The 13,130-nt window shown below is 43.1% G+C and carries 11 protein-coding genes; 2 read left to right on the forward strand and 9 right to left on the reverse strand.

Annotation, left to right across the window (positions count from 1 at the left end; translation table 11 throughout):
* Window positions 1–1,299: a TRAP transporter large permease gene (locus M3P07_RS07330; protein ID WP_249969245.1), complete on the forward strand. Its 1,299-nt coding sequence runs from the start codon at window positions 1–3 to the stop codon at window positions 1,297–1,299.
* Window positions 1,300–1,324: 25 nt separating this feature from the next.
* On the opposite strand, the gene M3P07_RS07335 is transcribed toward M3P07_RS07330, so the two are convergent.
* Window positions 1,325–1,990 (reverse strand): hypothetical protein, encoded by a 666-nt coding sequence (locus M3P07_RS07335; RefSeq protein ID WP_249969246.1) that lies wholly within the window; start codon window positions 1,988–1,990, stop codon window positions 1,325–1,327.
* Between the two features lie 196 nt (window positions 1,991–2,186).
* Here M3P07_RS07335 and M3P07_RS07340 point away from each other — a divergent pair, with 196 nt between their 5' ends.
* Window positions 2,187–2,642: an RrF2 family transcriptional regulator gene (locus M3P07_RS07340; RefSeq protein WP_249969247.1), complete on the forward strand. Its 456-nt coding sequence runs from the start codon at window positions 2,187–2,189 to the stop codon at window positions 2,640–2,642.
* Between the two features lie 22 nt (window positions 2,643–2,664).
* Here the strand turns inward: M3P07_RS07340 and M3P07_RS07345 are convergent, their stop codons facing one another.
* From M3P07_RS07345 to M3P07_RS07380, 8 genes are all read right to left on the reverse strand, one after another.
* Window positions 2,665–4,437, reverse strand: a complete 1,773-nt coding sequence (locus M3P07_RS07345) for a nitric oxide reductase activation protein NorD (protein WP_249969248.1) — start codon at window positions 4,435–4,437, stop codon at window positions 2,665–2,667.
* A gap of 78 nt (window positions 4,438–4,515) precedes the next feature.
* Window positions 4,516–5,337, reverse strand: coding sequence for a CbbQ/NirQ/NorQ/GpvN family protein (locus M3P07_RS07350; RefSeq protein ID WP_249969249.1), 822 nt, complete (start codon window positions 5,335–5,337; stop codon window positions 4,516–4,518).
* A gap of 161 nt (window positions 5,338–5,498) precedes the next feature.
* Complete coding sequence (locus M3P07_RS07355; protein ID WP_249969250.1) at window positions 5,499–6,842, reverse strand: cbb3-type cytochrome c oxidase subunit I; 1,344 nt, start codon at window positions 6,840–6,842, stop codon at window positions 5,499–5,501.
* A 10-nt stretch (window positions 6,843–6,852) separates the two neighbouring features.
* Complete coding sequence (locus M3P07_RS07360; RefSeq protein ID WP_249969251.1) at window positions 6,853–7,293, reverse strand: c-type cytochrome; 441 nt, start codon at window positions 7,291–7,293, stop codon at window positions 6,853–6,855.
* Between the two features lie 193 nt (window positions 7,294–7,486).
* Window positions 7,487–8,734, reverse strand: a complete 1,248-nt coding sequence (locus tag M3P07_RS07365; protein WP_249969252.1) for a M14 family metallopeptidase — start codon at window positions 8,732–8,734, stop codon at window positions 7,487–7,489.
* Window positions 8,735–8,756: 22 nt separating this feature from the next.
* Window positions 8,757–10,073, reverse strand: a complete 1,317-nt coding sequence (locus M3P07_RS07370; protein WP_249969253.1) for a dicarboxylate/amino acid:cation symporter — start codon at window positions 10,071–10,073, stop codon at window positions 8,757–8,759.
* 14 nt (window positions 10,074–10,087) lie between these two features.
* Window positions 10,088–11,629 carry a glutamate racemase gene (locus M3P07_RS07375; RefSeq protein WP_249969254.1) on the reverse strand — a complete coding sequence of 514 codons (1,542 nt, stop codon included), beginning with the start codon at window positions 11,627–11,629 and terminating at the stop codon, window positions 10,088–10,090.
* Window positions 11,630–11,656: 27 nt separating this feature from the next.
* The gene (locus M3P07_RS07380; protein ID WP_249969255.1) at window positions 11,657–13,126 is read right to left on the reverse strand and encodes an N-acyl-D-amino-acid deacylase family protein; all 1,470 of its coding nucleotides are present in this window, start codon (window positions 13,124–13,126) and stop codon (window positions 11,657–11,659) included.
* Window positions 13,127–13,130: the final 4 nt, after the last annotated feature.

Genomic DNA, 13,130 nt, shown 5'->3' on the forward strand with positions numbered 1-13,130 from the left:
ATGGAGTATGTTCCCATTTTAACCCTCGTATTGAGTTTTATTGTACTCCTGTCCATCGGCACTCCTGTGGCTTGGAGTATCGCCATTTCTTCCCTATTGACCATGTTGGTTAGTATTCCTGTACTACCTGCCTTTACAGCCGTGTCGCAACGGATTGGAGCTGGGCTTGATAGCTTTGCCCTGCTGGCCATCCCCTTTTTTGTTCTATCCGGAGAATTGATGAATAAAGGAGGTATCGCACATCGCTTAATCGCATTTGCCAAAACCTTGGTGGGTGCCCTCCCAGGAGGGCTAGCCCTGATCAATATTATTTCGGCCATGTTGATGGGCGCCATTGCTGGTTCGGCCCTTGCTTCGGCCTCAGCAATGGGAAGTATTTTAGGGCCTGAAATGGAAAAAGATGGCTATTCGAAGGAATTTGGGGCCGCTGTGAACATAACGTCGGCAACTACCGGCCTGTTGATCCCTCCAAGCAATATTTTGATCGTGTACTCCTTGGCCAGTGGGGGCGCCTCTATTGCAGCCTTATTTTTGGCCGGGTACATTCCCGGGATACTAACGGGGGCATTCCTTATGTTGGTGGCATCCATTTGGGCAAAAAGAAAAGGGTATCAACTTGGGAAAAGGAGTTCCATGAAAAAAGTGGTCAAGAACTTTTTTACCGCGCTGCCCAGTCTTTTTATGCTGGTTGTGGTAATCGGTGGTATCGTTACAGGAATATTTACTGCCACTGAAGCTTCTGCCATTGCTGTGCTTTATAGCCTTGTCCTAGGGTTTATTTACAAGGAAATTTCATTTAAGAAGCTTCCAAAGATTCTGTTGGATTCCTCGGCGACAACCGCGGTGGTAATGTTGCTAATTGGAGCTTCGATGAGTATGTCCTGGGCCCTTTCCTACGAAAATATCCCTCAGGACATAAGTACCGCCTTGTTGGCCTTGAGTGACAACAAGATTGTGGTGTTGATCATCATCAATCTATTGCTGCTTTTTGTTGGAATATTTATGGATATGACCCCGGCCGTTTTGATATTTACGCCAATCTTTCTTCCGGTCGTTGCCAAATTGGGAATTGACCCCGTTCACTTTGGAATTATTATGATTTTAAACCTGTGCATTGGACTTTGTACACCCCCGGTAGGGTCGGTCCTGTTTGTTGGGGTCGGAATTGCAAAGACCACTATTGAAAAGGTTGTCCGGCCTTTGCTACCCCTATTTGTAGCAATGATTGTGGCCTTGCTCTTGATTACCTATTTCCCCCAATTAAGCCTGTGGTTACCCAAACTTTTTGGTCTAATGTAATGTTGAAATTTTTTGGAAATGGGTTTCACCCATGCTGAGTATAGTGAAAATTGATAATCTTGACCAAATCATCAGGCTTATCAATAGACAATTTATGTTCCTTGATATATGCCTTCATAGCTTTGGAATTATGGTCGAAAAAGGAGATAAAGGACTTCATCTTTTGTGGTATCCGCAATAATGGAGCGCCAGGGTTTTTCGAGATATAAAACTCACGCCTCATTGTCTTAAAATGTGCAGGCTGTTCATCCGCATATCCTTGCGCCTGTACTTTCTTCATAAACTTTTTGCTTTCCTTTATATAGAGCTTTCGGCCCTTTATTGCGTCAAGTAACTCAAAGAAGGAAACTTCTGTTTTTCCTTTGGAATTTATGAACCTATGTGTCTCGTACGTTCTATTGGAACCGTCCTGCAGAGTAACGGAATACGTTTTAGACTCATCAAGGACCACGACTTGTTTTTCCCCCATTAGAACTTCAATGGTTCCTTCCACTGCATTGAACCGTACCAAATAGGTCTTTTGGAATCCTTCAATTTTTGCTGGTGAAAACTTTTTGGTCAAATACGGAGAGCCTTCTGGACCTCCATACTTTTGAAGATAGAAATTAGGTTCATAATAAACGTCCCCGAATTTGGTCCTTAATTGTTGTCCAACAGAGGAAACGTAGCTCAATACGAATAGGACTAGCATCAGTTTTTTCACAATAGTCAGTATTTGATTTTTGTTCGTTTTTTGTTGGTTTAGGCACATATAATGTTCCTGAAGGATTCACATACCCAATCCCTTAAAATTATATCAAAAACCGAACCAATCAAACTTGTTGGCTTGGCAAAGTGTTGGCAAAAAGCTGAATACTCATTTCATATATTTGATAAAAAAATAGTTAATGTTATCCAACGCAAGCAAATACGCTATTCGGGCCATTCTTTACCTAGGCATGGAGACCAAAAGAAAGGAGAAAATGGGAGTCAAGATAATCGCTGAAGCCCTGGATACACCACAACCCTTTTTAGCCAAACTACTACAACAACTTGCCAAAAACAATTTGGTATCATCTTCCAAAGGTCCAACTGGTGGTTTTTTCTTGGAGGATTCAAACTTGGAAAATTCTATTTGGGATATTGTGAAATGCATTGATGGAACCGAAAAATTTGAGCGATGTTTTCTGGGCCTTCCGGATTGTAATGACGCCAATCCATGTCCGGTTCATTTTAGTGTGATTCCTTTCAAGAATAAAATCTATCGGGATTTTAAGGATAAATCCATCAAAGAATTTGTTGAAGAAATAAAACAGCGTGGAAGTTATATTTCGCTAAAGGACTTTGACGCAATTCAAAAGTAGTTTTACCAAATTTTCCTTGTTCCTAGGACTGGTGTTTGATTCTTTCGTACAATTTGACCAAAGATTGCAATAGTTCCACAGGGGTGGTGAGGATTTGATAGTGGTTTTGGCCAAACATTTGAGGGAGGTAGTATTTTGCCTGGGCCTCAATGGCCAAAGCATAAGTGTTTATGCTACGCTCATTGAGTTCCCGAAGCGCTTGTTTGATGTCATTTATTCCGTATTTCCCCTCATATCTGTCGTAATCGTTGGGTTTTCCATCCGAAATAAGAATAATCCATTTGTTTCTGGTGTCCCTGTTATCCAGTAATGCTCCGGAGTGACGTAAAGCCGGCCCAATACGGGTATAGCCCTTGGGTTCCACTGCGCCAATCTTAAATTTTGCAGTGTTCCAATCCTCATCAAAACCCTTCATAGTGATATAGGCAGAATGGTTTCTTGTTTTGGAATAAAAGCTATTGATAGAGAAATCGATATTGAATTCGGACAAAATCTCCCCAAACAATATGGAAACCTGTTTTTCAACATCTATGACCCGGTTTCCAGCCGCATAGCCATCACTGGACAAACTACTATCCAAAAGCAGCAAGATGGAAAGATCCTTTTCTTTTTTTCGTTTGGACAAATAGATATTTTCCGAAGGGGTGTGACCAGAATTTACATCCACGAACAGGTCGGTTAATGCATCCAGGTCAAATTCCTCCCCTTGGGTCTGCCTGCGTTGTTGTTGGTATCTGTTGTTTACCGTGGTAAGCATCTTACGAAGCCCCATTAAGGTAGACCTATTCTGGGAAATTGCTTCATTATAATATTCTGGACTGATCTTTAGAATATTCTTGGGATAAACTTTACAAAAGTCCTCTTTGTAAACCCGTTTGACATGATCCCACTCGTCGTACCTTACAAAATGGCCTTTATCATCACTTTCAGCACTTTCCGCTATGGTGGTATTCTCGACAAAATCTGCCTGGTAAACCGAATGCGTGGTGTCGTCCACCCTTACCGTAAATTTCATACTTAGGTCCTCCAGAGCGTTGGCATGGTCGTCCAATTCATCATCCCCATCCATATTCCTAAAGTTCCCACCAAACTCATCGGCAGTTTCCACCTTTTCAAACTGATGCTGTAGAACGGCGTCTTCCACCTGTTTTTCATCAACCTGGACGGATACTATTTCTTCCACCGCATTGGCTTTGAGCACAGTGGTTGGTTCCTTTTGGGCAGCCTTTACTTTTTCGTCAAAATTCTCTAACCTATCCGCTTCATTATCCTCAGTATTGTTCCGCATCCATTTGCCATAAATAAACGAAAGGTCGGGAGTTTTGCCCGATTTAGTCATTTCAGCATAGTGGGAAACAAACTTTTGATGGTATTGTTCGGTTATCGGGAATTCTTGGAACAGGGCGCCCAGTACTTTAGGAGCCGTAATTTTCGCTTTTTCTTGGGAGTCTCCAAGGGAATAATCCCCAGTTTTTTTCCAGTTGAAACCCAGTTTTTTTTGCGTAGCCAAATAGAGTATCCTAAAGAGATAGAAGGACAAATTCTCTTCAACCGTAGGGAATTGGGCATATTTAGCGGGAAGAAAAAAGCTGTTCTTTTTATACCCCCCTTCCCTTTCAGCCGCGTAAAGTTCAATGGGCTCGCCTGTCACCGCACGGGCCAAAATGGTAAGTCTGGGCTTTATTCCATGTAGCGTGACGGTATAGGGCAAGTTAGCTTCCTTTCTCCTTTTTCGCCTTTTGAAATAGTGGGCAAACTTTGTAAAAATATACTCATCTGGTTCAAACTCGAACATGGTTTTTCTTTTGGTCTTATAAAGGTTAAGGACTCTGATTAAAGGTTGAGGGGAAGATTCATTCCCTTTTGGCTTCCCTTATATCATCAAATCACATAAATCCTTTAAGGCGCTTATAACCTCTTCATCATCCGAAAGCGGTTCCACAACTGCTACATGAACGGCCGAACGCTTGGGTAACCCTGAGCGAATAAGTTTGGCGGCATCTACCAACAATCGGGTCGATACGGTTTCTGTAAGGCCTAATTCCGTCAAATTCCGAATCTTGTTTCCAATATCCACAAGTCTTTTGGCATCGGCATCCAGAATATTGGTTTCGTTCTGGACGATATCAGCTTCCACCCTGGGTTCGGGATAATTAAAAGAAACAGCGACAAAACGCTGTCTTGTGGATGGTTTTAGCTCTTTAAACCCTCTTTGGTATCCGGGATTAAATGAGGCAACCAACATAAAATCTGGGTGGGCCTTAATCGTTTTGCCCAACTTATCTATAAAAAGTTCACGACGGTGATCCGTTAAGGAATGAATGGCCACAACCACATCGGGTCTTGCCTCCGCCACCTCATCCAAATAAAGAATGGCACCGGTTTTAACAGCAAGGGTCAATGGGCCATCCATCCAAATGGTCTCGGCTCCTTTAATAATGTACCTCCCTATTAAATCGGTGGACGACGTTTCTTCATGGCAGCTGACCGTGATAAGATTTTGGTTCAACTTGTGGGCCATATATTCAATAAAACGCGACTTACCTGTTCCTGTAGGTCCCTTAAGCAAGAAAGGAAGTCTACAGCTATGGGCATGCTCAAAAACATCGATTTCCTTTCCGACAGGCCGGTAGTATGGAGCCTTTTGTGCCATCATGGCTTTGGTTCCTGGTTTTTGTTCAACGGAATTGATCATAGAACATATTTTTTGGCCTAAAAAGCAATCAGAAATAAAGCAATCCTAAAAATTTGGTATGAGTAAGATGAGTACTTTACAACTGGTTGGTATTGCTAATTAGGCCTTGTTTTAATAGTTCAAGTATTTTACCCTTTGTCCTGGGGACTTTTAACAGGGGTTCATTGTATTGTGCTTGGTTCCAAAGCCTGGTCCGTAGGCTTACCGTGCTTGATAAAGTCGATTATGTACAGGGCAATTCCGAAGGTTAGGACAGCTGCACAAATAAGGAGCACCACAAAGTGGATACTTATTTCGTTTTGCACCTGCATAAACTCCATTTTAAACTTCCGCTCCAGATACACCTGAGCCACTCCTGCAACACCAAATGCCACCGTCATTCCAATCATTCCAATATTCGACAACCAAAATGCTGCCCGACCCCTAGCACTCAAGTACAATTTCCGACCAGTCATATTGGGCATACTATAGCTAATAATCGCAAGCACAATCATGGCATAGGCTCCCCAGAAGGCCAAATGTCCGTGCATGGCCGTTACCAAGGTCCCATGAGTATAGAGGTTGGTTTGCGGAAGGGTGTGCGCAAAACCTAATAAACCTGCGCCCAAAAAGGATACAATGGCTGCACCCAAAGTCCAGAACAAGGCCAATTTATTGGGATGCCTTTTTTCTCCTTTGCGATACATGTTTACGGCAAATAAGGCCATGGCCAAGAATGCCAAGGGTTCCAATGCTGAGAAAATTCCTCCTACGATCAACCATATCTTGTTGACACCAATGTAGTAGTAATGGTGACCTGTTCCCAAAACACCGGACAAAAAGGTAAGACCAACGATTACATAGAGCCATTTTTCTATTACCTCCCGGTCCACACCAGTAAGCTTGATCAACAGGAAGGAAAGAATACCCCCCATGATCAGTTCCCAAACACCTTCTACCCAAAGGTGAACTACCCACCAACGGAAAAAGGAATCCATTACCTGACTATCGAAGGGCAACATCCCTGGCAGGTACAGGAGAGCAGCAAACAACAGTCCCATAGAAAGCACCAGAGCCGTTGTTGTTCGTCTTTTTCCTTTAAAAAGGGTGACCAAGATCAGTCCTAAAAACAACAAGACGTTAACCACTACCAAATAATCCAACTGTCTGGGGATTTCCAGGAATTTACGTCCTTCCCACCAGTTAAAATGGTATCCAATTATGGCTGCAACCCCTACCAAAGCAAGGGAAATCAACTGAACATAGGCCAGTTTAACGTTGACCAGTTCCCGCTGAGCCTCTTCAGGAATAATGTAGTATGCGGCTCCCATAAATCCGGACAGCAACCAAACCACCAATAAATTGGTGTGAACGGCCCTCGCCGTGTTAAAGGGAATAAAATCGTGAAGCCCATCGAGGCCAACCCGAGCAAATCCCATGATAAATCCATAAGCCAATTGCAAAACGAGGAGTAGCATGGAAAGGGCAAAAAACCAATAGGCTACTTTTTGTGATCTGTATTTCATAATGTTAGAGTTAGTTGTTGGTTTTATCTTTGGCCAAAGGAGATACGACGGTGTCAAAACCATTGAGGTCAATATCATCTATCCAATCAAAAAAGGCGATAAGATCTTCCGCCTCTTCGTCCGAAAATCCATAGGCAACCATTTTTCTACCGTTTGGTGCCCAGGCATTAGGAGTGGTAAGTACGGCCTTGATATACCCCTTACCCCTTCGGTCGATAACCTTGGTTAGTTCTGGTGCATAGTAAGCGCCTTCCCCTAAAATGGTATGGCAGCCCATGCAGTTGTTGGCTTCCCATAATTGTTTTCCACGAACAACCTGTTCTGTAATGTTCTCGTAATTGGATTGATCTTGTTCCTTGCTAAAGGAATAGATCGTGAGCCCTATGAAAATAAGAAACGTCACAACAGTTCCCCCAAGAAAAAAAGTACGTGCTTGTTTTTTTGATAACATGGTGAATTGATTATTATAATATTAAAAGATATTTTTATCCTTTATTTGATAAAAGTAACAGAGAAGACTGCTCCTGCACATGATTTTTATCATGTTTGGATAAAATCACCATATTCAATCAAAACCGAGCAATGGGAACGGTTGATTTTAATTTCTGAAAAATGAAAACTGGGCCTTGGTGGGCCCGTCTCCCCTACTCTTTTAGGAGCACTTGCATCATGGCCTTGGCAGAGGTGGCACCTATTTCTGCAATTCGGTCCCTCGGGGTATGGTCCCCAATCTCATAGGTTATTCCCGTGGCATTTTGGCCATACAAGAACCATCCTTTGGAAACGGGCATTGTACTATTGGCAGCAGCTTCGTTTACCATATACCCCTTTATATCCCTTTCCAAAATTTCAAACCAGTCGTCGATGAAATTCGGTAAGGTGGTTCCCTCCCGCTTTACATTGGTATAAAAAACATCTTCATAGGTAGAATGGAAATCCAGACCCAAAACGATCCCGCCCTTGTCCTTTTTACTGGCTTTGGTAATGTAGGTAACAGCATTTTTTATTTCTGGCTGACGGTATTTCGACCAATCACGGTTAAGGTCTATGCCATTGGCATTGTGTCTCCAATGTCCCAAGTCTACCCCGTCAGGATTAAGGATTGGAAAGGCCAATACCCTATAGCTATTCAAAAATTGGGTGGAAAGTTCCGATTGATCCACAATGGCCTTAAGAAAATGTTGAAAAGCAAAGAATCCGGTTACCTCGGGTGGGTGTTGCCTAGTCATTAAAACAATGATAGGTTTCCCTTCCGCATCCCCGTGGTGGATATCCAAAACCGGGAGGTTTTTCCCCATTTTTGATACCCCTGCACTACCTAAGCGGACAAAGTCCCTGTCCTTAACTATTTCTTGCCGAATCCAGTCCCCAACATCCTTGGAGGAGTTTATTTCCTGGGCCGCTATTGTCTGGGGCTCTTTTTGCAGTTCGAGTTTGAGCAAGGGCCCATTTTCAGTATGGATCAAATCCAGGGAATCAATTACCGTCCATTCCCCATTTATCTTTCGTTTTGGCTTGTATCTGTGGTCAAATCCCTCTGGGTAGGTGAATGCAAAGTAGACCTTGTTTGGAACCTCCGACCATGTCTGAAAAGCGTAGTACGGACTTTTATTTATTGGTGTATTTTCAGGATAAAACTGCAGGGTAATTGTAGAGTCGTTAAGTTGATAGGCCCCATTTAGTCGGGCCCCGTCGAACTCATTACTGACCCAAACCCCAATATCCTTAAATTCGTACGTTTTCTTGGTTTGATAGACAATCTGTTTGTCCGTTGTATCCACCGACTTTTCAGACTTTACCTTCTTCACGGTGCAACCTGCCATAAAAACCAGAGCTGCGCCTACAACAAACAACAAGCCTTTCTTTCTAGATAATAGGATTCTTTTTTTCATTTTAGTCTTGTTCTTATTAAAATTACTTGGCCTTATTTTGTTCGTAATTGTCATCCCAATTTTTGATTTTGGGCTCCCCTAACTTCCCGACCGATTTCGCAACCAACATGGATACTGCACCATCACCTGTAACATTTACCGAGGTCCTCAGCATGTCCAAAGGTCTGTCCACCGCAAAAATCAAGGCCAGGCCAGCCTCCGGAATTCCAGCATAGCCCATCACCCCAACCAACATCACCATACCTGCACCTGGCACTGCCGCAGAACCAATGGATGCCAAAGTTGCGGTGGCAATTATGCCCAGTTGGGTAGCAAAGTCCAAGTCCATGCCAAAGGCTTGTGCAATAAATACCGCGGCTACGGCTTGATATAGGCTTGTACCATCCATGTTGATGGTGGCTCCTATGGGTAAAACAAAACTGGCGGCTTCCTCCTCAACGCCCAAATGTTCCGTAACCCGTTCCATGGTAACGGGTAAGGTTGCAGCGCTGGAACTTGTGGAAAAGGCCAAAAGTTGAGCCGGGGAAATCCCGTTGATGAAAAAACGGGGAGTACGCTTGGTGAAAAAATAAACCAACAGGGTATAGATGGCAATCATTACCAACAACCCCAAAATCACGGTTGTGGAGTACCAACCCAAGGCCTTGAACAGGTCCGCACTAGGTGCTTCCACCACAATTGCCGCCAATAGGGCAAATACACCATAGGGTGCGGCCAACATTATGAGGTCCACCATTTTTAAAATGACCTCATTAAATCCGTCAAAAAAGTGCTTTACCGTGCTACCTACTTCTGGGGGAATCAAAATAAGGCCTATTCCAAAGAAAACTGCAAAGAATATTACCTGGAGCATATTCCTGTTGCTGGTTGCGGAAGCGAAAATGTTGTCCGTAACCAAATCCTCCAAGGGCTTTAGTGGACCTTCTTCTTTTCTACTTTTTGCAGTGTCTTTGTAGGTTTGGGTGCTCTGGGTATAGTTAGAGACCATTTCGGTCCGCGTGGTTTCGCTTATGGACGTCCCCGGGCGGATCAGGTTTACCAAACACAACCCAATGCTAACCGCCATTACCGTTGTGGTCAAATAAATTCCTATGGTCCTCCCTCCCATTTTGGAAAGCTTTGAAATATCTTTTAAATCGGAAACTCCTTTAATCAGTGCGGCAAGAATCAATGGAATAGCGATAAGTTTGAGCGCATTGATGAATATTTTGCCGAAGGGTTTTATCCAATCCTGAACAAACCCTTTGCCCCAACCAAAGTTGGAAAGGGCCAGCCCTAGGAGAACCCCTAGTACCATACCAATCAATATTTTCCAGTGGAGTGCAAGTTTTGGTTTCATAGTGGTGAGGTTGGTTAAATCTTGCTTTCTTCTTTAAGGTCCTTTGTCTTCTCGCTTGTTTTATTGAAATGCTGCATCAGTTCATAGACATAAGGAATCTGCTTTTGGAAACGCGATAAAATATCCGCTGAAATGTTGTCCCTGCTAAAAGGAACCACCTTAACATATTCCTGAATTTCCCCAGCCTTCCTACCGTATTTAAAGTCGTAGGGGAATCGACCCGATTGGTCAATCACGTTGGCCGCATTGTCCCTATTGGCCACACTGATGTAAAACTCGCTTTCGTCGATGTTTCCATTGGGGTTAAACAAGGCTTGTCCTTTTAGGTGGGCGAAGAGTTCTTTGGCCGTATCTACAGCGGGATCAATGAGCTTTACATCCTGAACCATTAAATCGCGGTATAGAAATTTACCATTCTTTCCCCTGTAACTATAAAGTTCCTCTAGGATTTCGGAGATTTCTTGGGTCATATAGGGGTAATGGGTACATCCCAAAATGATGGATTTAAGTTTGTTTGTTGTCTTTGACTGGCGAATTTGTTCCATCAATGTTACCAGATGGTAGCGTACATAGTTTTTGGCATCATTTATCTGAAGGATGGAGCAATCATCCGATTTTTCACTATCGCACAGCATTTTGCTATCGTCAAAATCGAAGTTGTAAATATCAAAAAGGGTTCTATCTATTTTCACCTCCCCGTCCAAACTGGGTCCCTTGTATGCCTCTCTGGGTTTTTTAAGATTTTTATCGAAGTAATCTGGATCCTCATCCACAGCTTCCGCGATGCCCACACCTCCTTGGGAAAAGACTTCAATTTTTCCGGTATAACCCAATTCGTCCTTCATTCTTAATAGGGTATTGCGATAACCTTTTGAAGCCACCGTGCCGGCCGTGGCCAAAACACCCACAATAGCATCCTCATCTTTTGACATACTCTCCAAAGTGCCCCGCACCCCGGCATCGATGACCCCGATGACCTTAATATCCGAGTTCGCCTTTTTTAGGAATTCCTCAATATAATCTTTACCATAGGCCGTTGCAGTATTACAGGCAATAACAAGGGCTTTTACAGGTTGTTTGTCCGTATTTACGCTTGGGTCCAATGCGTTGGAGTAGTATTTATTGCCCAATAAAAACTGGGCATCCTTAATAATGTGTTCGTTCAGTAGATCTCCTTTCCCTACCCCGGAATAGTTCCCATAGGGCATATTGGCCTGATCTCCCAAATAGATGAAGGATTCTTTGTTAAAATCCAATTCCCCGTCACTCCCATTTTTGTGGGAATCGTTTTGGTTTTCGTCATAATTCACAATGGCTTTGAGCACCGTAAGTCCACCAGTACCCGAATCGAAGACACCAATGGGAAGTGTTTTGTCATTGCTGGGATAGTTCTTGAAATCGATATGATAAAAATTGTCCTCATCATTTATGATGGTGTTGACTATGTCACCCTTTTTGGAAGGCTGTTCGGCAGATTTTTGTGTGCCCGTATTTTGTTTGCAAGACGTCCATAGGGCTACCGCCATTATTGAAGTGATGATTTTTATGTGTCTCATAATTGCTGATTTTTGTTTTGGTAACGACTATTTTGTCAAAACCTTACCGTTTAGTTTTTGCGTGAACTCCCCCTGTTCCAAAGCTATCTTCCCGTTGATAATGCTGTATGCCAAACCTTCAGCAAATTGAAATGCGTCGGTATAGTCAGCTTTGTCCATAAACTTTTCTGGATGGAAAGCAATGATATCTGCAAAGTATCCTATTTCTAACTTCCCTCGCTGAGGAATCCTGAAAATTTCTGCAGTCTTTGAAGTACTTCCATTGATAAAATCCGCTACCCCAATTACACGATCGGTTTTAACGTATTTGTGGTATTTTCTTGGGAAGGAACCATATTTTCGGGGATGTCCTGTATTACCGTCCGAACCCGTTACCACCCAATCCTGTTTCATAAAATTTTCAATATCGTAGGGATTCATATTAAAGGAAGCCACACGGACATATCCACTTTGCAAAATGGAATACACGGCTTGCTCTGGGCTAACCCTTAAATCTTCCGATATTTCCAAAAGTGTTTTTCCCAGAAACCTATCGTCATCACATTTCACGATCAATAGTTTATCTGGACCGCCCCTTTTGGTAATGTTCATTTTGGTATCCTGAAGTACCTTTGTTTTATATTTCGGGTCATTTGCCCGAATCAACAGTGAATCTTTTCCCCCACTTTCGGCCCATCTTGGGGATACCGCCGAATTTAAACTTGTTGCCGAAGCGTCGTAGGGGTATTGATTGGCGGTTACCTCTATACCTACTTTGTGAGCATTATTAACCAAGGTAATGATGGAATCGCTCTGCTTCCAAACATCCACTCCCAAGCATTTTATGTGCGAAATATGAATGGGCAATTTAGCCTGTCTCCCAATTTCAATAGCTTCTTTAATAGCGGTAATCAGACCAACGGTGCTGGAACCCTCATCCCGTAAATGCGTATCGTAAACACCATCATTCTGGGCGACCACTTTCGCAAGGGCTATCACCTCATCGGTTTGGGTATAACTCCCTGGGGCGTAATACAGGCCCGTTGACATCCCGAAGGCTCCTTCCTCCATTTCTTTCTGCACTAGTTCGCACATTTTTTGGAGTTGCTCGCTTGATGGTCGGGTATCGCTGTTGCCAATAACCGATTTTATTACCTCATGATGCCCCAAAAGTGGTACCACGTTGGTCCCAATACCTTGTTCCAAATACAGCTTCTTATATTTTGACAAAGGATAGAAACTGTCTCCATCGTTACCAACCACGACGGTGGTCACACCTTGCATTAAAAATGGGAGGTTATGGGCTTCATCCGGTTTGTTCAAATCCCTATCGGCGTGCGTATGGGGGTCGATAAAACCTGGGGAAACGATCAACCCGGTTGCATCTATCGTTTTCTTTGGGTTGATGTGGTCTGTTGCTGTTCCAATAAAAACAATCTTATCGTCTTTGATGCCAATGGCATTTGAAGCAGGGTTTTGATCTACACCATTGTACACCGTCCCGTTTATAATGAGCAAATCA

Source organism: Flagellimonas myxillae, from assembly GCF_023502235.1.
GTDB classification, from domain to species: Bacteria; Bacteroidota; Bacteroidia; order Flavobacteriales; family Flavobacteriaceae; genus Flagellimonas; species Flagellimonas myxillae.